Annotated in this window: 20 protein-coding genes; 12 read left to right on the top strand and 8 right to left on the bottom strand. The window is 73.5% G+C overall.

The annotated features are described in order from the left end of the window. Positions 1–6: 6 nt before the first annotated feature. Together purB and purD are read right to left on the bottom strand one after the other, a co-directional pair. On the bottom strand, positions 7–1,425 hold the full coding sequence (gene purB / locus AC4BGE_RS11355; RefSeq protein WP_490575337.1) for an adenylosuccinate lyase: 1,419 nt from the start codon (positions 1,423–1,425) through the stop codon (positions 7–9). Beyond that, positions 1,422–2,726, bottom strand: a complete 1,305-nt coding sequence (gene purD, locus AC4BGE_RS11350) for a phosphoribosylamine--glycine ligase (protein ID WP_490575336.1) — start codon at positions 2,724–2,726, stop codon at positions 1,422–1,424. Before purD ends, purB begins: the two co-directional genes overlap by 4 nt. A 97-nt stretch (positions 2,727–2,823) precedes the next feature. On the opposite strand from purD, the gene AC4BGE_RS11345 reads away from it, so the two are divergent. Beyond that, positions 2,824–3,612 carry a hypothetical protein gene (locus AC4BGE_RS11345; RefSeq protein ID WP_490575335.1) on the top strand — a complete coding sequence of 263 codons (789 nt, stop codon included), beginning with the start codon at positions 2,824–2,826 and terminating at the stop codon, positions 3,610–3,612. On the opposite strand, the gene AC4BGE_RS11340 is transcribed toward AC4BGE_RS11345, so the two are convergent. Beyond that, on the bottom strand, positions 3,603–4,445 hold the full coding sequence (locus tag AC4BGE_RS11340; protein ID WP_490570784.1) for an SDR family oxidoreductase: 843 nt from the start codon (positions 4,443–4,445) through the stop codon (positions 3,603–3,605). The genes AC4BGE_RS11345 and AC4BGE_RS11340 overlap by 10 nt on opposite strands. A 103-nt stretch (positions 4,446–4,548) precedes the next feature. Here AC4BGE_RS11340 and AC4BGE_RS11335 point away from each other — a divergent pair, with 103 nt between their 5' ends. Both AC4BGE_RS11335 and AC4BGE_RS11330 read left to right on the top strand, forming a co-directional pair. After that, a complete protein-coding gene (locus AC4BGE_RS11335) occupies positions 4,549–5,166 on the top strand; it encodes a TetR/AcrR family transcriptional regulator (RefSeq protein WP_490570785.1) in 618 nt (205 codons plus the stop codon). 34 nt (positions 5,167–5,200) lie between these two features. Continuing rightward, entirely contained in the window at positions 5,201–5,869 is a 669-nt protein-coding gene (locus AC4BGE_RS11330) for a DUF6891 domain-containing protein (RefSeq protein ID WP_490575334.1), read from the top strand. A gap of 16 nt (positions 5,870–5,885) precedes the next feature. On the opposite strand, the gene AC4BGE_RS11325 is transcribed toward AC4BGE_RS11330, so the two are convergent. Further along, the gene (locus tag AC4BGE_RS11325; RefSeq protein WP_490570787.1) at positions 5,886–7,175 is read right to left on the bottom strand and encodes an adenylosuccinate synthase; all 1,290 of its coding nucleotides are present in this window, start codon (positions 7,173–7,175) and stop codon (positions 5,886–5,888) included. 188 nt (positions 7,176–7,363) lie between these two features. Between AC4BGE_RS11325 and AC4BGE_RS11320 the strand changes: the two genes are divergently transcribed. After that, positions 7,364–8,275, top strand: coding sequence for a diacylglycerol/lipid kinase family protein (locus AC4BGE_RS11320; RefSeq protein WP_490570788.1), 912 nt, complete (start codon positions 7,364–7,366; stop codon positions 8,273–8,275). Positions 8,276–8,293: 18 nt separating this feature from the next. Here the strand turns inward: AC4BGE_RS11320 and AC4BGE_RS11315 are convergent, their stop codons facing one another. After that, entirely contained in the window at positions 8,294–9,271 is a 978-nt protein-coding gene (locus tag AC4BGE_RS11315; protein ID WP_490575333.1) for a DNA-binding response regulator, read from the bottom strand. Between the two features lie 245 nt (positions 9,272–9,516). Between AC4BGE_RS11315 and lysS the strand changes: the two genes are divergently transcribed. From lysS to AC4BGE_RS11280, 7 genes are all read left to right on the top strand, one after another. Continuing rightward, a complete protein-coding gene (gene lysS / locus AC4BGE_RS11310) occupies positions 9,517–11,277 on the top strand; it encodes a lysine--tRNA ligase (protein WP_490575332.1) in 1,761 nt (586 codons plus the stop codon). 52 nt (positions 11,278–11,329) lie between these two features. Next, positions 11,330–11,656: a hypothetical protein gene (locus tag AC4BGE_RS11305; protein WP_490575331.1), complete on the top strand. Its 327-nt coding sequence runs from the start codon at positions 11,330–11,332 to the stop codon at positions 11,654–11,656. 171 nt (positions 11,657–11,827) lie between these two features. Beyond that, complete coding sequence (locus tag AC4BGE_RS11300) at positions 11,828–12,202, top strand: hypothetical protein (protein WP_490575330.1); 375 nt, start codon at positions 11,828–11,830, stop codon at positions 12,200–12,202. Positions 12,203–12,215: 13 nt separating this feature from the next. Continuing rightward, positions 12,216–12,641: a DUF3151 domain-containing protein gene (locus AC4BGE_RS11295; RefSeq protein ID WP_490575329.1), complete on the top strand. Its 426-nt coding sequence runs from the start codon at positions 12,216–12,218 to the stop codon at positions 12,639–12,641. A gap of 27 nt (positions 12,642–12,668) precedes the next feature. Next, positions 12,669–13,997, top strand: a complete 1,329-nt coding sequence (locus AC4BGE_RS11290) for an outer membrane protein assembly factor BamB family protein (protein WP_490575328.1) — start codon at positions 12,669–12,671, stop codon at positions 13,995–13,997. A 42-nt stretch (positions 13,998–14,039) separates the two neighbouring features. Beyond that, complete coding sequence (locus tag AC4BGE_RS11285; RefSeq protein WP_490575327.1) at positions 14,040–15,524, top strand: DHA2 family efflux MFS transporter permease subunit; 1,485 nt, start codon at positions 14,040–14,042, stop codon at positions 15,522–15,524. 102 nt (positions 15,525–15,626) lie between these two features. Then, positions 15,627–16,892, top strand: coding sequence for a hypothetical protein (locus AC4BGE_RS11280; protein WP_490575326.1), 1,266 nt, complete (start codon positions 15,627–15,629; stop codon positions 16,890–16,892). Positions 16,893–16,951: 59 nt separating this feature from the next. Here the strand turns inward: AC4BGE_RS11280 and fbaA are convergent, their stop codons facing one another. The 3 genes from fbaA to AC4BGE_RS11265 form a co-directional block, all read right to left on the bottom strand. Then, positions 16,952–17,986: a class II fructose-bisphosphate aldolase gene (gene fbaA / locus AC4BGE_RS11275; protein ID WP_490575325.1), complete on the bottom strand. Its 1,035-nt coding sequence runs from the start codon at positions 17,984–17,986 to the stop codon at positions 16,952–16,954. Between the two features lie 66 nt (positions 17,987–18,052). Further along, positions 18,053–18,721, bottom strand: a complete 669-nt coding sequence (locus AC4BGE_RS11270; RefSeq protein WP_490575324.1) for a YdeI/OmpD-associated family protein — start codon at positions 18,719–18,721, stop codon at positions 18,053–18,055. Between the two features lie 9 nt (positions 18,722–18,730). Then, positions 18,731–19,375 (bottom strand): TrmH family RNA methyltransferase, encoded by a 645-nt coding sequence (locus tag AC4BGE_RS11265; protein ID WP_490571070.1) that lies wholly within the window; start codon positions 19,373–19,375, stop codon positions 18,731–18,733. A 139-nt stretch (positions 19,376–19,514) separates the two neighbouring features. Here AC4BGE_RS11265 and AC4BGE_RS11260 point away from each other — a divergent pair, with 139 nt between their 5' ends. Next, a complete protein-coding gene (locus AC4BGE_RS11260; RefSeq protein ID WP_490570800.1) occupies positions 19,515–20,264 on the top strand; it encodes a DedA family protein in 750 nt (249 codons plus the stop codon).

Raw genomic sequence — 20,264 nt, 5'->3', positions numbered from 1 at the left:
GTCGCGCTAGAGGATCGCGCCGGGGGCGTACGCCGCGGCCTCGGGGTGCCGCTGCGCCAGCTCGGCCACGCGCCGGCAGACCTCCTGGGCCTGGCCGAGCGCCGCACCGGTGAACTCGAGCGGGTCGGCGACCAGGCCGTCGATCTGCTCGCGCGTCAGGCCCAGGCGGGTGTCGGCGGCGAGCCGGTCGAAGACGTCGTTCTCGACCTGGCCCTTGCGCATGTCGAGGGCGACACCGACGGCGGCCTCCTTGATGGCCTCGTGGGCCACCTCGCGGCCGACGCCGTTGCGGACCGCCGCCATCAGCACCTTGGTGGTGGCCAGGAAGGGCAGGTAGCGGTCGAGCTCGCGCTGGATGACCGCCGGGAAGGCGCCGAACTCGTCGAGCACGGTGAGGAAGGTCTGGAAGAGCCCGTCGGCGGCGAAGAACGCGTCGGGCAGCGCGACCCGGCGGACCACCGAGTCGGAGACGTCGCCCTCGTTCCACTGGTCGCCGGCCAGCTCGCCGATCATCGACAGGTAGCCGCGGGTGACGACCGCGAGACCGTTGACCCGCTCGCAGGAGCGGGTGTTCATCTTGTGCGGCATCGCCGAGGAGCCGACCTGGCCCTCCTTGAACCCCTCGGTGACCAGCTCGATGCCGGCCATCAGCCGGATCGTGGTGGCCAGGTTGGAGGGCGCCGCCACGAGCTGGACGAGCGCGGAGAGGACGTCGAAGTCGAGCGAGCGGGGGTAGACCTGCCCGACCGAGGTGAGCACCTGGTCGAAGCCGAGGTGGGCCGCCACCCGGCCCTCGAGCTCGGCCAGCCGGCCGGCGTCGCCGTCGAGCAGGTCGAGCATGTCCTGCGCGGTGCCCATCGGGCCCTTGATACCGCGCAGCGGGTAGCGGGCCAGCAGCTCCTCGACCCGCCGGACGGCGATCAGCAGCTCGTCGGCGACGGTGGCGAACCGCTTGCCCAGCGTGGTGGCCTGGGCGGCGACGTTGTGGGAGCGGCCGGCCATCACGGTCGTCTCGTGCTCGGCGGCCAGCCGGGCGAGCCGGGCCAGGGCGGCCACCGCCCGGTCGCGGAGCAGCTCGAGGGACTGCTTGAGCTGGAGCTGCTCGACGTTCTCGGTGAGGTCGCGCGAGGTCATCCCCTTGTGGATGTGCTCGTGGCCGGCGAGCGCGCAGAACTCCTCGATCCGGGCCTTCACGTCGTGCCGGGTGACCCTTTCGCGCGCGCCGATGGAGCCCAGGTCGACCTGGTCGACGACGGCCTCGTAGGCCTCGATGACACCCTCGGGCACGTCGATGCCGAGGTCGCGCTGAGCGCGGAGCACCGCGATCCAGAGCTGGCGCTCGAGCACGATCTTGTGCTCGGGCGACCAGATGGCGGCCAGGTCGGCCCCGGCGTAGCGGGTGGCCAGGACGTTGGGGACGGTCATCGGTTCTCCTGATCGGTGGGAGCGAGGGCGGCGGCGCCCTCGACGACGCCGAGCGGCTCGGCGGCGATGTCGCGGCGCCACTGGGCGCCCGGGAACGAGACGCCTGCGACCCCCTCGAAGGCCTTGGCCCGGGCGTCGGCGACGTCGGTGCCGACGGCGCGGACCGCCAGCACCCGGCCGCCGGCGGTGACCAGCTCGGTGGCTCCGCCCGCCGTCGGGCGCAGCGCGGTGCCGGCGTGGATCACGTCGACCGCGGGGTCGGCGTCGAGGGTCTCGGTGCCGACGATGACGTCACCGGCCGAGGAGGACTCCGGGTAGCCGGCCGAGGCCATCACCACGCTGACCGCGGCGCCGTCGCGGAAGCGGGGCGGCGCCACCTGGGAGAGCTCGCCGCGGGCCGCGGCCAGCAGCAGCTCGCCGAGACCGGAGTCGAGGAGGGCGAGCACGGGCTGGACGTCGGGGTCGCCGAAGCGGCAGTTGAACTCGATCACCCGCGGCCCGGCCGCGGTGAGCGCGAGGCCGACGTAGAGGCAGCCGCGGAACGGCGTCCCGCGCCGGGCCATCTCGCCGAGCGTCGGGCGGACGACGGTCTCCATCACGGTCTCGGCCAGGTCGGCCGGCGCCCAGGGCAGCGGCGAGTAGGCGCCCATGCCGCCGGTGTTGGGCCCCAGGCCGCCGTCGTAGATCCGCTTGAAGTCCTGGGCCGGCTGCAGCGGGTGGGCGGTGGTGCCGTCGCAGACCGCGAAGAGGGAGACCTCCGGGCCGTCGAGGAACTCCTCGACCACCACCCGGCCGCAGGCCGCGGCGTGGGCCAGCGCCTCGACCCGGTCGCCCGTGACCACCACGCCCTTGCCGGCCGCGAGCGCGTCGTCCTTGACGACGTACGGCGCCCCGAAGGCGTCCAGCGCGGCAGCGGCCTCCTCGGGGGTCTCGCAGACCCGGGAGCCCGCGGTCGGCACCCCGGCGGCGGCCATCACCTCCTTGGAGAACGCCTTCGACCCCTCCAGCCGGGCGGCCTCGCGGCTCGGCCCGAAGCAGGCGATCCCCCGCGCGGTGACCGCGTCGGCGACCCCCGCGACCAGCGGCGCCTCGGGGCCGACCACGACCAGGTCGACGCCCAGCCGGACAGCGAGCTCGGCGACCGCGTCGCCGTTCATCGCGTCGACGGCGTGCAGGGTGGCCACCGCGCCGATCCCGGGGTTGCCCGGCGCGGCGTGCACCTGGCTCACGGCCGGATCCCGGGCGAGGGCGAGTGCCAGGGCGTGCTCGCGGCCGCCGGTGCCGATGACGAGGGTCTTCACGTGGCGCAAGACTACGTGTCCGGGGACCCGCTCGCGTGCGCTGCTCGCGCCGGCGGGCACGAACGGCCGCTACCCTCGCCCCCCGAGGGGGGAGACGATGAGGCACAGACGCAGGACGGTCGTCGCGGTGGTCGTCGCGGCGCTGCTGGGCGGCTGCAGCTCCACGGTCGACGCCCCGGAGGCCCTGGCCGGGGTCTCCGGCGTGGCGGAGGTCGACGAGACCTGCCTCAAGGGCTCCTGCCAGGTCACCCTCGCCCTCGAGCCCACCGCCGGGGTCGACGAGGTCGTCTCCGTGCTGCGGGCCGCCCGCGACCTCGACGCCGACCAGGTCGACGTGACGGCCCAGGCCGTCGGCGGCAGGCCCGCGCAGGTGAGTCTCCTCGCGGGCTCGGCCGACACCTGGGACGCGGCGGTCGCCGAGCTGCTGCTCGACTACCGGAGAGCCTCGACGCTGGAGCGCGCGGAGATCCTCCTCAGCAGCACCGGCGCGGGGGTGGACCTGCGCAGCGACGCCGGTGCCGGGGCCTGGGAGGTGGCCGAGGACCTGTGGCCCGACGCCGACCTCGGGGAGGGGACGGTCGAGTTCTACGGCTCCTTCACCCGTGTCGACCGGTCGGTCGTGGGGCGCGGCGGCGAGTTCCCGGCCGCGCAGGTCGCCCTCGCCCGCGACCTGGAGCGCGAGCTGGGCGACGCGCTGACGGGCGTCGCGGTCCGTCCCATGACGACCTACGTCGGGGTGCGCGACGCGCGACTGACCGACCGGGTCCGCAAGCTGGCCGCGCGCACCCCGGGGGCGCAGGACGCCGGGCCGCCGGAGGTCTTCGCCACCGACGCGATCCACGACTTCGCCGAGCTGGCCGACGACCCGGACGACACTCAGGCCTGACGGGCCTCCGCCTCGTAGGAGGCCCGCGCTCCCGCGTCGGCGTGGGTGAGCACCTCGTCGGCCCCCATCAGCCGGCGGGCCGCGGTCTGGAAGGGCCGCGGCAGCGCCTGGGAGAGCTTGGTGACGGGCTGGCCCCACCGCGGCGCCCACGCCTCGGGAACCGGACGGCGGATCACGTCGACGACCACCTCGGCGACCTGCTCGGGGTCGAGCGTCGGCACCCCCCGGGTGCGCGCCACCCCGGCGCCCAGAGCGGTGTTGACGATCACCGGCAGCACCATCGAGACCTCCACCCCGGCAGGGGCGAGCTCGGCGCGCATCGCCTCGGTGAAGCCGACGACGGCGTGCTTGGAGGCGGAGTACGACGCCCCGTTGGGCAGGGCCACCCGCCCCACGGCCGAGGCGATGTTGACCACGTGGCCGCGGCCGCGCGCGACCATGCCCGGGGCCACGGCCCGGGTGCCGTTGATGACCCCGAAGGTGTTGACCTCGAAGATCTGCCGGGTGACCGCCGGGTCCTCGGAGAGGAACTCCCCGACCGGCATGATCCCGGCGTTGTTGACCAGCACGTCGATCGGGCCCGCGGCCGCGACGAACCGCTCCCACTCCTCGGGCTTGGTGACGTCGAGGGGGTGCCAGCGCACGCCGAGCTGCTGCGCCGCCTGCTGGAGGTGGGAGATGTCGCGGTCGCCGATGATCACCTCGGCACCGGCCGCCCGGGCCAGCCGGGCGGTCTCGGCGCCGATGCCCCGGGCCCCTCCGGTGATCGCGACGACGCGTCCCTCCAGGAAGCGGGCGCCCCCGCGGCGGCGGGTGCTCGGCGTACGGCTCATGCAGGACTCCTCGGGCGATCTGACAGGGGGCCCTGTCAGTTTCACTGTGACCCAGGTCGCTGTCAACGGGTGTCCACCGGCCGGGTTCGGGCAGGATGGGCACGTGGTCGCACCGGAGCGCAGCTATCGAGGCAGGTCGACGAGCGAGCGCGTGGCGACCAGGCGGGCCCAGCTGGTCGAGGCGACCATCGAGGTGCTCGCCCGCGAGGGCGAGTCGGGCACCACGATGACGGCCATCTGCGTGGAGGCCGGCCTCACCGAGCGCTACTTCTACGAGTCGTTCAGCAACCGCGACGACGCGATGGTCACCGCGCTGGAGACGGTCGCCGCCGAGATCGCCGACACCGCGCTGGCCGCCATGGCCGCCCACTCGCCGGAGCCCACCGCGCAGGTCCGCGCCGCCATCTCCGCGGTGGTCGACCTCCTCGCCGACTCCCCGGCGAAGGGCCGCGTCGCGGTGGTGGAGTCGACCGGGAACGCCGCGCTGCGGGCCCGCCGGCACCAGGTGCTGGCCGGGTTCGCCGACCTGGTCGGCGAGCAGGGCCAGCGGATCTTCGGCGACGCCGCCTGGCCGCCGGCGCGCGCCCGGCTCCACGGTCTCCTCTTCGCCGCGGGCTTCACCGAGGTCCTCGCCTGCTGGCTGACCGACGAGCTGCCCCTGGGCCGCGACGAGCTCGTCGAGCTGGGCAGCGACCTGATCCACGCGGTGCAGCGCCGGTAGCGGGCGAGCCCCCGGGCTCGCCATACTGCGGCGCATGTCCCTCCTCGGTCGCCTCTTCGGCGCGAAGCCCCCGACCCGCACCGCCCCCGCCGCCCCCGAGCCGGCGCTGGACCCCGAGGAGAAGGAGGGTCTGCTGGAGCACCTGCGCGAGCTCGCGGCCGTGGAGTTCCTGACCACGACCGAGCCGCTCGAGGAGCACCTCGCCGAGCTGACCTACGACGCGGTGGCCGAGGGCGTGCCGCGGGCCGAGGCCGAGGCCGCGGTCCGGGAGGAGTGGGACCGGCGGGTGCTGCTGTCCGCCGAGCGCGGCGACCAGGACATGTCCGCGGCCCTGCTGCGGGCCTTCGCCGCGCTGGAGCGCGACGGCGTCCTCGCCCGGGCCCCCCTCGGCTGGGACAACTCCGAGGGCCACCTCCTCGGCACCGAGGCCGCCCAGGAGGCCGGGGCGCACGGCTACGTCTTCTTCCACCACCAGGACGCCACCAGGCTCCTCGACGGCCCCTTCACGCTCTTCCTCCGCTACGGGGCGGCCAGCCACTCCTCCACCGAGCCGGGCAGCCGGCTCGAGGAGGACGCGGCGGTCGGCCGCCAGGTCGCCGCGGCGCTCTCCGCCGAGGGGCTGCCGGTCGACTGGGACGGCCGGGCCGAGGGAGCCATCGAGGTGCCGCAGATGGCCTGGTACGCCGCCCCCGGGCCGCGGTGACCTGGGGCGGTCGCGCTCAGTCCGGGTGGATGACCACGGTCTCCTCGCGACCCGGGCCCACGCCGACGGCCCAGATCCGGGTGCCGCTCATCTCCTCCAGCGCGGTCACGTAGCGCTGGGCGTTGACCGGCAGGTCGGCCAGGGTCCGGCAGCCGGAGATGTCCTCGCTCCACCCGTCGAGGTACTCGTAGACCGGCTTGGCGTGGTGGAACTCGGTCTGGGTCATCGGCATCTCGTCGTGCCGGACGCCGTCGATCTCGTAGGCCACGCAGACCGGGATGCGCTCCCAGCCCGAGAGCACGTCGAGCTTGGTCAGGAAGAGGTCGGTCAGGCCGTTGACCCGGGTGGCGTAGCGGGCGATCACCGCGTCGTACCAGCCGCAGCGGCGGTCCCGCCCGGTGGAGACCCCGACCTCGCCGCCGACCCGCCACAGCTTCTCGCCGTCCTCGTCGAAGAGCTCGGTCGGGAACGGCCCGGAGCCGACCCGGGTGGTGTAGGCCTTGATGACGCCGATGATCCGGTCGATCCGGGTGGGCCCGACCCCCGCGCCCACGCAGACGCCGCCGGCGACCGGGTTGGAGGAGGTCACGAAGGGATAGGTGCCGTGGTCGACGTCGAGCATCGTCGCCTGCGCGCCCTCGAAGAGGACGGTCTTGTCGTCGTCGAGCGCCTTGTTGATGAGCAGCGAGGTGTCGGCCACCATCGGCCGCAGCCGCTCGGCGTACGACGTCAGCTCCTCGACCACCGCGTCGACCTCGATCGCCCGGCGGTTGTAGACCTTGGTCAGCAGCTGGTTGCGCACGTCGAGGGCACCCTCGACCTTCTGGGTCAGGATCTTCTCGTCGAAGAGGTCGGCGATCCGGATGCCGAGGCGGTTGACCTTGTCGGCGTACGCCGGGCCGATGCCGCGACCGGTGGTGCCGATCTTGTTCTTGCCCAGGAACCGCTCGGTCACCTTGTCGATGGTCGAGTGGTAGGACGCGATCACGTGGGCGTTGGCACTGACCACCAGCCGGGCGGGCTCCACGCCGCGCTCCAGCAGGGCGTCGAGCTCGCGGAAGAGCGCCTCCGGGGAGACGACGACCCCGTTGCCGATCACGCAGGTGGCCCCCGGGGTGAGGATGCCGCTGGGCAGCAGGTGCGTGGCGAACTTCTCGCCGCCGACCACGATGGTGTGGCCGGCGTTGTGGCCGCCGCTGGTGCGGACCACGAAGTCGATGTTGTCGGTGGTGGCAGCGAGCAGGTCCGTCGCCTTGCCCTTGCCCTCGTCGCCCCACTGGGCGCCCAGGATGATGATCGCGGGCATCGCAGCCCCCCTGACTCGTAGTGCAGGACGGTTCGCACCGACCCGCACAAAGAAAACAGCTCCGGCACAAGTGCACCGGAGCTCTTGCGCCAGGACTCTACCAAACCGGTCGCAACCCCCGCCCGGGGCGAGGCCGCCGCCGCGGGACGCCGGGCCGCAGCCGTCCCTCTCCGATACTGTCCGACCCCATGGACTCGTTCCTCGTGATCACCAACTCCGGAGCCGGCACCGCCGACCAGGAGGCGCTCGACACCGCCCTCACGGTGCTCCAGGGCAAGGTGTCGGTCGAGGTGACGGCGACCAGCAACCCCGGCGAGCTCGACGGCGTCCTCCACCGCGCCGGCTCCCGGCCGATCGTCGTGGCCGGGGGCGACGGCAGCCTGCACGCGGTGGTCTCGGTGCTGCACCGTCGCAACGAGCTCAAGGACAAGGTGCTGGGCCTGCTGCCGCTCGGCACCGGCAACGACTTCGCCCGCGCCATGGGCATCCCCCTGGACCCGGCCGAGGCGGCCGACGTGCTGGTCTCCGGCTCCGACCGGCCCGTCGACCTGCTGGTCGACGAGGTCGGCGGCGTGGTGGTCAACCAGGTCCACGTCGGCGCGGGCGCCCAGGCCAGCCGCCGTGGCGCCCGCTGGAAGGAGCGGCTCGGCTCGGTGGGGGCCGGCAAGGTCAACCTCGGCAGGCTGGGCTACCCGATCGGCGCCCTCCAGGCGGCCTTCCTGCCCCCGTCGCTGCGGATGCGGGTCGAGGTGGACGGCCGGGTGGTCAACGACTTCGACCGTCCCGTGCTGATGGTGGCCGTGGGCAACGGCACCTCGGTGGGGGGCGGCACCGAGCTGACCCCCGACGCGGACGCCGAGGACGGGCTCATCGACGTGATGATCTCCGGCGCGGTCGGCCCGGTCGAGAAGCTCAGCTACGCCCTCCAGCTGGTCCGCGGGCGCCATCGTCAGCACGACGAGGTCACCTACCTGCGCGGCCGGGTCGTCACCGTCTCGGGCGAGGAGTTCTTCGCCTCCGCCGACGGCGAGATCTACGGCCCGGAGCGGAGCCGCACCTGGCGGCTCGAGCAGGCGGCGTACTCCATGATCCTGCCCTGAGCCTCGCCCCCGGCCCGCTCAGATCCAGCCACGGCGGGCCGCCTCCACCCCCGCCTGGAAGCGGGTGTCGACCCCGAGCTCGATCATCACCTCGGCGATGCGCCGGCGCACCGTGCGCAGGCTGACGCCCAGCGTCCGGGCGATCTGCTCGTCGCGGGCCCCGGCGGCCAGCTCGCTGAGCAGCAGCCGGCGTCCGGGGTGCCTGGCCTCGCCGCCGGTCAGGGCCGGCAGCGGCACGGCCTGGTCCCAGAGCCGGTCGAAGTAGCCGATCAGCAGCTCGACCACCGCCGGGTGACGCATCACGATGCGGCGGTCGTTGGAGACCCCGGGCGGGTCGGGGAAGAGCGCCCGTTCCTCCCCCACGATGGCCAGCCGGGTCGGCACCTCGGGGAGCACCCGCACCTGCTCCCCCGCGGCCAGACGGGCCAGCAGCACCTGCGGCACCTCCTTGACGGCGCGGACCGGATAGATCGTGCGCACCGCCCGGCCCTGGTGCAGCGCCTTGGCCACCGCGGCGAACATCACCGGCTCGCTCGGCAGCTGCCACTGGTCCGGGCGCAGGATGAGCACGTCACCGGTGCCCTGCTCGATCCAGGGCACCAGGACCGAGCCGACCGACGCCCCCTCGAGGACCTCACCGTCGACCCACTCGTGGCCGGCCCTCACCACCTGGCGCGGTCGCTCGACCAGCGAGGTCGGGATCGCCTGGACCAGCTGGTCCAGGCGCGCGGCGGCCGCGGTCAGCGTCCGGCTCTCGTGGAGCAGCAGCTCGGCCACCGCGGCACCCGGCAGGGCGATCCGGAGCACCCCCTCGTCGACCCGCACCATTCCCTGGGCGACCAGCGGGCCGATCTCGGCCAGCAGCTCCCCGGGCTCGCGCATCAGGCTGCGGGCGACGTCGGCCACGTCGGCCCCGTCGGCGGCGCGCAGCTGGTGGTAGAGCCGCAGCGCGGCGGGGGTCAGCTGGAGCGCGGTGGCCAGGGCCCGGTCCTTCATGTTGGCACTTTAGTGCCAATGGCAATAAGTCCCCGAAGGTCGGCGCGCGCCCGTGCTCACAATGGGTTCCACGCGGCTCGTGGGGACGAGCGCCGCGGAGGTCCGGCATCCGGGGGGAGCCGGACCGTCAAACGTCTCGGGGAGCGTGCGCGGCAGCGCCGGAATCGAGCAGGGGACGATTCCGGCGCCGCGACGCCCGCCCGGTAGCGTGAGCGGCCCACCCGCAGACAGCAGGAGCAGCCCTCGTGTCACGTCGCACCCCACAGGCAGAGCCCAGGCCCGGGCAGAGCACCGGCCCGGTCGACTGGGTGACCCGCGCCGCCGACGAGGCCGTCCGCCACGCGGGGCCGGAGACGATCAGCGAGGACAACCCGGTGACCTGCGCCTCGGGCGCCTCGCCGTCGGGCCCGGTCCACCTGGGCAACCTGCGCGAGTTCCTCACCGTCCACTTCGTCGCCGACGAGCTGCGCCGCCGCGGCGTCCCGGTGCGCCACCTCCACTCGTGGGACGACTACGACCGTCTCCGCAAGGTGCCGGCCGGCGTCCCGGCCTCCTGGTCGGAGCACATCGGCCGGCCGCTCTCCGCCGTCCCGGACCCGTGGGAGTGCCACGAGTCGTGGGCCGAGCACTTCAAGGCACCGCTGCGCGACGCCCTCGCCGAGATGGGCGTCGAGATGGAGGAGGTCTCCCAGACGCAGATGTACAAGTCGGGCGCCTACCGCGAGCAGATCCTCACCGCCGTCCGCAACCGCGACCGCATCGAGGACGTCCTCTCCCGCTACCGGACCAAGGCGAAGCCGCCCGAGCCGGTCTCCGAGCAGGAGGCCGAGGCGCTCGAGGAGTCGGTGGCCGAGGCCGACGAGACGGCCGCCGCGGAGGCCGCCGTCCCGGGCACCGGTCCCGACCTGGCCCGGTTCCCGTTCAAGCCCTACTGCCGCGAGTGCGGCCGCGACACCACCACCGCCACGTCGTACGACGACGACACCACCGACCTCGCCTACACCTGCTCGTCCTGCGGCTTCACCGGCGTCACCAACCTGGCCACCCAGGACGAGGGCAAGCTCGTCTGGAAGGTCGACTGGCCGATGCGCTGGACCTTCGAGGGCGTCAACTTCGAGCCCGGCGGCGCCGACCACGCCACCCCCGGCTCCTCCTACACCGTCGGCAAGGACGTGGTGAAGGTCTTCGGCGGCAAGGCGCCGTCGTTCGTCGCCTACGGCTTCGTCGGCTTCGCCGGCATGCAGAAGATGTCCTCGTCGGCCGGCGGCGTGCCGACCGCCACCGACGCCCTGCGGGTGCTGGAGGCGCCGATCCTGCGCTGGCTCTACGTGCGCCGCGCGCCCAAGCAGACCTTCAACATCGACTTCGGCCCCGAGGTCGTCCGGCTCTACGACGAGTGGGACGCGCTGGGCCGCAAGGCGGCCGACCCCGCCAAGCGCGACGCCGCGGTGCTCGCCCACGAGCGGGCCGTCGGCCCGGCGAGCGGCCCGCTGCCCACCTCCGCGGTCAACGTGCCCTTCCGCACCCTCTCCTCCGTCGCGGACGTGACCGCCGGGTCGGCCGACCTGATCAGCGCGGTGATCGGGCGCGTCGGGTTCGCCCACGACTCGGTCGCCGACCTCGAGCCGCGCCTGTCCAAGGCCATGCAGTGGACGAGCGAGTTCGTCCCGGCCGAGGACCGCACCGTCGTCCGGGAGACCCCCGACACCGAGCGGCTCGCCGCCCTCGAGCCGCGCGAGCGGCAGTGGCTCGACCTGCTGCTCGAGCACCTGCCCGCCCAGCTGGAGCTGGAGCCGGTCACCACCGTGGTCTACGGCGTGCCCAAGCTGGCCCACGGCCTGGCGGTCGACGCCGCCCCCACCGACGAGGTCAAGGCCGACCAGAAGGAGTTCTTCCGGCTCCTCTACAACCTGCTGGTCGGCAAGGACCGCGGACCGCGCCTGCCCACGCTGATCGTCGCGCTCGGCGCGGAGAAGGTGCGCACGCTGCTCTCCACGCCATCCTGAGGACCGACGAGCCAGGCCGGAGAGCCAGGCCGAGCGAGGCGAGGAGCACAGCATGGGCGGGGACCCCCTTCACCCCCTCGACATCCCCGAGGACACCAGCAACGCCGGCGTCCTCGGCTGGATGGCGGAGTCGCTCGGGCGCTCCTACGCCCTGCGGCTGGCCGCCTTCGTCGCCCTCCTCTCGGCCGTCGTGGCTGCCCTGAGCACGGACGCTCCGGGCGCCCTGAGGGTGGCGACCATCGTGGTGGGGGTCGCCCTCACCTTCGCGCTGCTCCTCTCCCAGCTCCGCAGCTGGCGGCGCAGCTACCAGTGGTTCCTCATCCTGGCCGTCCTGCTGACGACCGGGGCGCTCTTCGCCTCCGTCGTCCGCCTGGGCTGAGCGGCGGTCCTCGCCCCTTCCGCCACCGCGGGTTTCAAGCAGCCCGGTGCGGGTATTCCCGGCGCTGGGACAAGCTCCAGGAGTTCCTCGACGTCCTCGGTCTCGTCGTGGGCGCGCTCGAGGTCCTCTACGACGCGCTCAACCCCGCCGAGCTGCCGAAGGCGGTGGCCCGTGGCTGAGCGGCGGCCCGAGCTGCCCGCCGAGCTCGTGTCGGCCCGGCAGCGGTTCCGCCGCGAGGCCGCGGAGCTGGCTGCCCTCAGGGAGCGCCCGCTCCTCACCGAGGAGGAGAAGGCGCAGCTGACCGAGATCGCCGAGCGCGGCGAGATGGGCGACCGGATGCGCGACTTCGCCCGGGAGGTGCGCGACGGGGAGGCCGACTGGGAGGGCTTCGTGCGGCGTACCGACGGGCGTGCCCCGCTCTTCGAGGACCTCGTCGCAACGTCGGAGGAGCGGTTCCGCGACGAGGTCGAGGAGGCCCTGGTCCGCTCCGAGCCACCGCCGTGGATCGCCGACCCCCGCCCGGCGACGTGGCCGCCCGGCGGGTGACATGCTGGGGCGCATGAACACCAATCTCCCCCGCCAGGACCTGATGGCCGGTCCCCCCGCCACCCGTCTCCCCGAGGACCCGGCCGCCGCCGAGCTGGCGGCCGGCACCTCCCCGGCCGACGCCGTGCGCCGCCACCCCGCCTCCCCGTACGCCTGGGCGGCGATGGCCGAGCAGGCCCGCGACGCCGGCGCCGACGACGTGACGGTCTACGCCTACTCCCGCGTCGGCTACCACCGCTCGCTGGACATGCTGCGCCGCAACGGCTGGAAGGGCCACGGCCCGGTGCCGTGGGAGCACGAGCCCAACCGCGGCTTCCTCCGCTCGCTCGCCCTGCTGGCTCTCTCGGCTCGCGCGATCGGCGAGACCGAGGAGTGGGAGCGCTGCTCGGAGTTCCTGCGAGACTCCAGCCCCGCGGCGTACGACGCGCTGCTGGGCTGAGGAAACTGGGGGCGGGGGACGGACGTGGTGACGATCACGCGCAGGAATCACGGTGCGGCCCTCCGCGCCTCCCGGCGCGTCGGCGGCGGACTCGTCGTCGGTCTCGTGGCCCTGCTGCTGGGCGCATCGACCGCGCTGTCGGCGGCCGCGACCCGGGCCGAGCCCGGCGACCCGACGTGGCGGAGCACCCCCCGGATCCAGGGCTGGTTCACGCCCGCGCCCCTGTTCGAGGACTCCTCCGCCCCCGCCCTCGACCCACGCTCCGGGGACCTGTTCGTCCCCACCGTCGAGGGCTCCGGACTTGGCCGACCGACGATCTCTCGGATCGACGGACGCACCGGTCGGGTGGAGTGGACTCGCCGCCACGGCCCCGACGCAGCTCACATCCACCACTTCGTGCTCGACCCCACGCAGCAGCGGCTGGTGGCCGGCGGCACCGAGCCCGACGCAGAGGGCTACGCCCACGGCGCGGTGACGGTGCGCGACCTCGAGGGCCGGCTGCTGTGGCGGGTCGTCGACCCCACGGGCCTCCGCCCGGCCAAGACCCACCAGGTGGCCACCGACCCGGTCAGCGGCCAGGTCTGCATGCTCTCCCGGAACTTCTCCCTGATCGCTCACTCGGACCCCACCTGGAGCCTGGCGTGCTTCACCGGCACCGGGTCCCTGGTCTTCGCCCGCACGGGGTTCACCCCCGACCCCCCGGACCGCCTGGTCATCGACCCCGTGACCCACCGGGTCGTGGTCGCGGGAGGCCCGCGGGGACACCGCCCCGGCGGCGTCATGGTCCTCAGCGCGGACGGCGAGCTGCTGTGGCAGCACGAGCTCGAGCGAGGCTTCTCCGTCCGGGACGTCCGGCTCGACCCCGAGCGCGGCCTGCTCCACGTCGCGGGAGCCCGCGGGCGCGTCGCCCGACTCGTGACGAGCGACCTGGACGGCACGGCCGTCCGCCGCGTCGGGCTGCGAGCGGCGGCCTCGCTCGACTCGAGCGTGATCACCGCGTCGGTGCGACCCCGCGACGGTCGCGTCGTCGTGGCCGGCGCCAGCGCGGGGTCGCTGCACCTGCTGACCGTCCGCCCCGGCGGGGGCGTGCGGCGGACTTCGACGCCCGGCTTCACCTGGCAGGCGCGGGTCACTGCCGACCCGGTCACCGGACGGCTCTACGCAGTCGACCGACGGCGCCGCGAGCTCGTCGTCACCGCGCTCAGCCGCTCCGGGCGACGCCTCTGGGAGCACCGGATGCCCGAGGGCAAGAGCTACGGCGGAGCCTCCGGAGGGGTCCTGGACGTGCGACGCGACCGCTTCACCTTCGCCCGCAACCGGACCTACGTCACCGAGCTCGTCCAGCTGCGAAGCTGACCTTCGGGCCCCTCCTCACCGGGGACGAGGCATGATCTGTCGGTGACCCAGACCGTTCGCCCGGCCGCAGCGCCGTCGCTCCCCGAGAACCCCTGGCCCGCCCTGTGGGCCCTCTGCCTGGGGTTCTTCATGATCCTGGTCGACACCACGATCGTCACGGTCGCGACCCCGTCGATCATGGAGGACCTGGACGCCGACGTGAACTCGGTGGTGTGGGTGACCAGCGCCTACCTGCTCGCCTACGCCGTCCCGGTGCTGATCACCGGGCGGCTGGGCGACCGCTACGGCCCCAAGCGGCTCTACCTCGTCGGGCTGGTCGTCTTCACCCTCGCCTCGCTGTGGTGCGGGCTCACCGGCACCATCACCGGCCTGGTGCTCGCCCGGGTCGCGCAGGGGCTGGGGGCGGCGATGATGACGCCGCAGACGATGGCGGTGATCACCCGGATCTTCCCGGCCGACCGCCGGGGCAGCGCGATGGCGCTGTGGGGCGCCACCGCCGGCGTGGCCACCCTGGTCGGCCCGATCCTGGGCGGCGTGCTCGTGGACGCGGCGGGCTGGGAGTGGATCTTCTTCATCAACGTGCCGGTCGGGATCGTCGCCTTCGTGCTGGCCTGGCGGCTGGTCCCCCAGCTGGACACCCACCCGCACCGGTTCGACTGGCTCGGCGTCGCGCTCAGCGGGGCGGGAATGTTCCTGCTGGTCTTCGGCCTCCAGGAGGGCCAGACCTACGACTGGGGCACGATCACCGGGCCGATCACGGTGTGGGGGCTGATCATCACCGGGCTGGTGGTGCTGGGCCTCTTCGTCTGGTGGCAGGCCCGCAACCGACGCGAGCCGCTGGTGCCGCTGAGCCTGTTCGCCGACCGCAACTTCTCCCTGGCCAACCTGGCGATCGCCACCGTCAGCTTCGGCTTCACCTCCATGGGGTTCCCGGTGATGCTCTACGCCCAGCTCGTCCGGGGCTGGTCCCCCACCCAGTCCGGCCTGCTCCTGGTCCCGCTGGCCGTGGGCTCGATCCTGCTCGCTCGACCCGTCGGCCGGCTGAGCGACCGGGTGCACCCGCGCCTGCTCACCTCGTTCGGCTTCCTGGCCATGGGTGGGGCGCTGATCTGGCTCGCGACGATCATGGCCCCGCGCACTCCCGTGTGGCAGCTGCTGGTCCCGCTCGCCCTGCTGGGTGTCGGCAGCTCCTTCCTCTGGTCGGTGCTCAGCACCACCGCCAACCGCAACCTGCCGGTCCAGCAGGCCGGCGCCGGGGCGGGCGTCTACAACGCCACCCGCCAGGTCGGCGCCGTGCTGGGCTCGGCCGCGATCGCCGTCCTGATGCAGTCCCGACTCGCGGCCAACGGGCTCGGTGGCCACGGCGGAGGCTCCCCGGAGACCGCGATGGCGGGCGGCGGACTTCCCGAGCAGGCCTGGCCGGCCTTCAGCCAGGCGATGGGTGAGTCGCTGCTGCTGATCCCGGCGGTGCTGCTGCTCGGCCTGCTCGCCGCCGTGTCCTTCGAGGGGATGAAGCACCAGCGCTGAGAGACAGGGACCGGGACGGGTTTTCGTCGACCCCGTCCCGGGGACAACCCCTGGGACCACCCGCGAGTCTCCCTGTGACTCGCACCGATCTCGGAGGTTCCGATGAGACCCACCACCGCCCGCACGCTGGTCGCGGCAGCCCTGCTCCCCGGCCTGCTCGGCCTGGGCCTGTCCGGCGTCGCCGCACCCGCGGCCGGGCAGGAGGGCGAGGACCGCGCGCCGCTGTGGCGCACCGATCTTCCCGGCGTCCTGCACTCCTACGACCTGGGGTTCGAGGACGGGGCGGTGCTCGACCCCGCGACCGGCGACGTCCTCGCGCACTTCCACGACACCTCCGTGCCGACCGCCCGCACCCGGGTCCGGCGTACCGACGGGGAGACCGGCGAGACGGTCTGGGAGCTCGGACTCGGAGGCGTCGGGTCCTCCAGCACCGAGATGACGATCGACCCCGACGGGGGCCAGGTCGTGGTCTCGACGGGCTCGAGGGTCTACGGGATCGGGCTGGACGGCGAGGTGCGCTGGACCGTCCGGTCGCGCCTGATGGGATTCGGGGCCGACCTCGTGACCAACCCGGCGACCGGCATCAGCTGCCTGACCGGCCACTACGACAACGCCGAGGTCGGCAGGAGGGCCCGCGCCACCTGGTACCTGGCCTGCTACGACCGGGACGGCAACCCCGTGGTCACCCGCCGCTTCGAGCACCGTGGGCTCACCTCCGGGCCCACCGCACTGGGGGTGGACCCCGAGCGAGGCACCTGGTACGTCGCGGGCACCCACCACGTGGTGGGAGGCGGCTCCCGGACGGTGCTGCTCGCCTATCGCGAGGGCGGCAAGCGCCTGTGGCAGGCGACCCGGGACCACCGCGACCGGCGCGCGCGGGTGACCGACCTCGAGGTCGGCGCCGGCGGCGTGGTCCACGTGGGGGGCGGTCGCCGGGCCGGCGCCACCCTGGTCAGCTGGACCGCCGACGGGCGACCGTGGGGCGACCGGAGCTGGAAGTCGGGCCGCATCGTGGAGGACCTGGCCGCCGACGCCCCTGGCCGGCGCGTCGTCGCCGCGCTGGACACCCGCAGGGGGACGCAGGTGCGGGTGCTGCGCCCGCGCGGCCGGACCCTGAGCACGTTCGAGCAGGTGGACCGCTGGGGCGAGGACGCGGTCCTGGCCCTCGACCCGGGCAGCGGCCGGATCTTCGTCTCCGACGGCCACGTGGCCGCCTACGCCTGGGAGGGCACGGCCCAGTGGCAGGGCGCCGAGCGGAGGCTCCGCACCGAGGCGCTTCTGGTCGACCCGGCACGCGACCGGGTGATCGTGCTGGCGAACTCGTTCGACCCGTTCGCCCAGATGCACCTGAGCGCCTACCAGCGCTGACGCGACGACGCCCCCCGGGAGACCCGGGGGGCGTCGGCGTGCTGGGGGCCGGTGCGGGCTCAGGCGCCCAGCGTCGTGCCGGCCGAGCGCAGGTTCTCGCAGGCCTCCACGATCCGCGCGGCCATGCCGGCCTCGGCGGCCTTGCCCCAGGCGCGGGGGTCGTACTGCTTCTTGTTGCCGACCTCGCCGTCGACCTTGAGCACGCCGTCGTAGTTCTGGAACATGTGGGCGGCCACCGGCCGGGTGAAGGCGTACTGGGTGTCGGTGTCGACGTTCATCTTGACCACGCCGAAGTCGACCGCCGCGCCGATCTCCTCGGCGGTGGAGCCGGAGCCACCGTGGAAGACCAGGTCGAAGGGCTTGGCGCCGGCCTCCAGGCCGAGCTCGGCCACGACCGCCTCCTGGGCGGACTTGAGGATCTCCGGGCGGAGCTTGACGTTGCCCGGCTTGTAGACGCCGTGCACGTTGCCGAACGTCAGGGCGGTCAGGTAGCGGCCGTTCTCGCCCGTGCCGAGCGCCCGCACGGTGGCCAGCGCGTCCTCAGGCGTGGTGTACAGCTGCTCGTTGATCTCGTTGGCGACGCCGTCCTCCTCGCCGCCCACGACGCCGATCTCGACCTCGAGGATGATGTGGGCCGCGGCGCACTTGGCCAGCAGCTCCTCGGCGATCTGCAGGTTCTCCTCCAGCGGCACCGCGGAGCCGTCCCACATGTGCGACTGGAAGAGGGGCGCCTCGCCGCGCGCGACCCGCTCGGCGGAGATCTCGAGCAGCGGGCGGACGAAGCCGTCCAGCTTGTCCTTCGGGCAGTGGTCGGTGTGCAGCGCGATGTTGACCGGGTAGTTCTTCGCGACCTCGGCGGCGTACGCCGCGAAGGCGACCGAGCCGGTGACCATGTTCTTGACCGACGGGCCGGAGAGGTACTCCGCACCGCCGGTGGAGATCTGGATGATGCCGTCGGAGCCGGCGTCGGCGAAGCCCTTGAGGGCCGCGTTCAGCGTCTGCGACGACGACACGTTGATGGCCGGGTAGGCGAAGCCCTTGGACTTCGCGGCATCGAGCATCTCGGCGTAGCGCTCGGGGGTTGCGATAGGCATCTGCTGGCTCCTCGGATCTCTTCGCGGTCGACGCCACCCAGCCTAGTCGTCCGGCCGTCGCCGCGCTCAGTCGGCGGGCCCGCCGCCCATCCCGAGCTCGTCGCGCAGCCTGCCCGCCCACGCCGGCTCCGCGCCGTACCGCTGGAAGCCGACCAGGATCCCGCGCGAGCAGCAGGCGACCAGCTCGGCCAGCCGCTTGGCCCGGGTCTCCTCCCGCTTGGCCGAGACGACCCAGTGCACGACCGCACGCCGGTAGGACGGGGTCGCGCCCGCCCAGAACGCCGCCGCCACCGGCACCCCCTCCAGCTCGGCCTGCAGCGGGCCGGGCAGCTCGTCGTCGCGGCCGCCCTCGAAGGAGTAGACGCCGGTCCGGTCGTCGCGCCGGGCCTCGAACGCGGCCAGCCCGGCGGGGCGCATCCGACCCTCGGCGACCAGCCGCTCGACGTGGGCGACGTTGACCTTGCTCCAGTTGCTCCCGACGCGTCGCGGGGTCCAGCGCTGGCGGCGCGCGTCGTCGTCGATGCGCTGGGAGACCGAGTCGATCCAGCCGAAGCAGAGCGCCTCGGGGACGGCCTGCGCCCAGGTCAGCCCGCGATCCGGGACGTGGCTCTTCCACAACCCCATCCAGAGCTCGTCCGCGGTGTCGTGGTGGGCCTCGAGCCAGGCGCGGAACTCCTCCGGCCCGGAGAAGAAGAGGGCCGGCTTCTCGGGCGTCCCCCCTGGTGTGCCGATCATGGGCCCACGCTAGCCCCGCCAGGCGGCCTCGTCGGAGAGGTCGGCGTGCTCCCGGATCCAGCCGTGCATGGCGATCGCCGCCGCGGCACTGGCGTTGATCGACCGGGTGGAGCCGAACTGGGCGATCGAGAAGGTCCCGTCGCAGGCCTCCCGTGCCCCGGCGGAGAGCCCCGGACCCTCCTGGCCGAAGAGGAAGCAGACCCGGCGCGGCATCGCCATGGTCTCCAGGTGCGCCGAGCCGGGCAGGTTGTCGATGCCCAGCAGCCGCACCGGCTCCTCGAGGGAGTGCAGGTACGCGGCCAGCGCCGCGGCGTCCTCGTGGTGGCGCACGTGCTGGTAGCGGTCGGTGACCATGGCGCCGCGCCGGTTCCACCGCTTGCGCCCGACGATGTGCACCTCGGCAGCCAGGAAGGCGTTGGCGGTGCGGACGATGGTGCCGATGTTGAAGTCGTGCTGCCAGTTCTCGATCGCCACGTGGAAGTCGTGGCGGCGGGTGTCGAGGTCGGCGACGATCGCCTCGACGGTCCAGTAGCGGTAGCGGTCGACCACGTTGCGCCGGTCGCCCTCGGCGAGCAGGACCGGGTCGTACTGCGGACCGGTCGGCCACTCCCCCGGCCACGGACCGACGCCGACCTCGGCCTGCCCGTGGGGCATCGGGTCGTACGGCGCGCGGGGCGCGTCCACCTCTGGGTCCACGCCCGACACGTTAGGCGCCGCGGCCGGCCGGCGGCCGAGCAGGTCCGGGTCTCAGCGGGCATGCGGTTCAGTTGGTGGCCCCGTTAGGGTGGCGCGCGTGACCTTGCTCCTGGACCTCCAGCTCCTTCTCCAGCCCCTTCTCCTGGGCATGGACTGGATGGATCCCGACTGGCTGCTGGACCGCTTCGGCGAGGAGCTGTTCTGGCTGAGCCTCGTGATCATCTTCGTGGAGTGCGGGCTCTTCTTCCCGTTCCTGCCCGGCGACAGCCTGCTCTTCGCGATGGGGCTCTTCATCGCCGGCGAGAAGATCGACATCTTCCCCGGCGGCTCGTTCGTCGAGCTGCTGGTCGCCCTCGGCCTCTTCGCCCTGGCCGGCTTCCTGGGCAACGTCGCCGGCTACGAGATCGGCCGGGCGATCGGGACGCCGCTCTACAACCGGCCGGACGGCAGGATCCTCAAGCGCAAGTACTTCGACCAGACGCAGGCCTTCTTCGACAAGCACGGCAACAAGGCCCTGGTGATCGGCCGGTTCGTGCCCTTCGTGCGGACCTACATCACCGTGGTCGCCGGCGTCACCAAGATGAGCCGCCGCCGGTTCTTCACCTGGAGCGCCGTCGGCGCCGTGCTCTGGGTCGTCAGCATCACCATGCTCGGCTACTTCCTCGGTACGGCGTTCCCCGCGCTCGGCGACAACATCGACAAGGCGATCATCGCGATCATCGCCTTCTCGGTGATCCCGATCGCCTGGGAGTGGTGGCGCCACAAGCGGACCAACGCTCCCGGCGCCGAGATCGGCCCCCAGGACGGCGGCCCCGACCGCGACATCCTGGGCCAGGACGTCGACTGA

The sequence above is a fragment of the Nocardioides sp. Z50_6 genome, assembly GCF_058215755.1.
This window is presented reverse-complemented; position numbering and strand designations above follow the sequence as displayed.

Bases quoted from the DNA above. Each gene is read 5' to 3' on its own strand.
- AC4BGE_RS11270 (WP_490575324.1), bottom strand. From the start codon at position 18,721: ATGATCGGCACACCAGGGGGGACGCCCGAGAAGCCGGCCCTCTTCTTC.
- AC4BGE_RS11295 (WP_490575329.1), top strand. From the start codon at position 12,216: ATGAACACCAATCTCCCCCGCCAGGACCTGATGGCCGGTCCCCCCGCC.
- AC4BGE_RS11315 (WP_490575333.1), bottom strand. From the start codon at position 9,271: ATGAAGGACCGGGCCCTGGCCACCGCGCTCCAGCTGACCCCCGCCGCG.
- AC4BGE_RS11345 (WP_490575335.1), top strand. From the start codon at position 2,824: ATGAGGCACAGACGCAGGACGGTCGTCGCGGTGGTCGTCGCGGCGCTG.
- AC4BGE_RS11340 (WP_490570784.1), bottom strand. From the start codon at position 4,445: ATGAGCCGTACGCCGAGCACCCGCCGCCGCGGGGGCGCCCGCTTCCTG.
- AC4BGE_RS11325 (WP_490570787.1), bottom strand. From the start codon at position 7,175: ATGCCCGCGATCATCATCCTGGGCGCCCAGTGGGGCGACGAGGGCAAG.
- AC4BGE_RS11265 (WP_490571070.1), bottom strand. From the start codon at position 19,375: ATGCCCCACGGGCAGGCCGAGGTCGGCGTCGGTCCGTGGCCGGGGGAG.
- purB (WP_490575337.1), bottom strand. From the start codon at position 1,425: ATGACCGTCCCCAACGTCCTGGCCACCCGCTACGCCGGGGCCGACCTG.
- AC4BGE_RS11305 (WP_490575331.1), top strand. From the start codon at position 11,330: ATGGGCGGGGACCCCCTTCACCCCCTCGACATCCCCGAGGACACCAGC.
- AC4BGE_RS11320 (WP_490570788.1), top strand. From the start codon at position 7,364: ATGGACTCGTTCCTCGTGATCACCAACTCCGGAGCCGGCACCGCCGAC.
- AC4BGE_RS11280 (WP_490575326.1), top strand. From the start codon at position 15,627: ATGAGACCCACCACCGCCCGCACGCTGGTCGCGGCAGCCCTGCTCCCC.
- fbaA (WP_490575325.1), bottom strand. From the start codon at position 17,986: ATGCCTATCGCAACCCCCGAGCGCTACGCCGAGATGCTCGATGCCGCG.
- AC4BGE_RS11330 (WP_490575334.1), top strand. From the start codon at position 5,201: ATGTCCCTCCTCGGTCGCCTCTTCGGCGCGAAGCCCCCGACCCGCACC.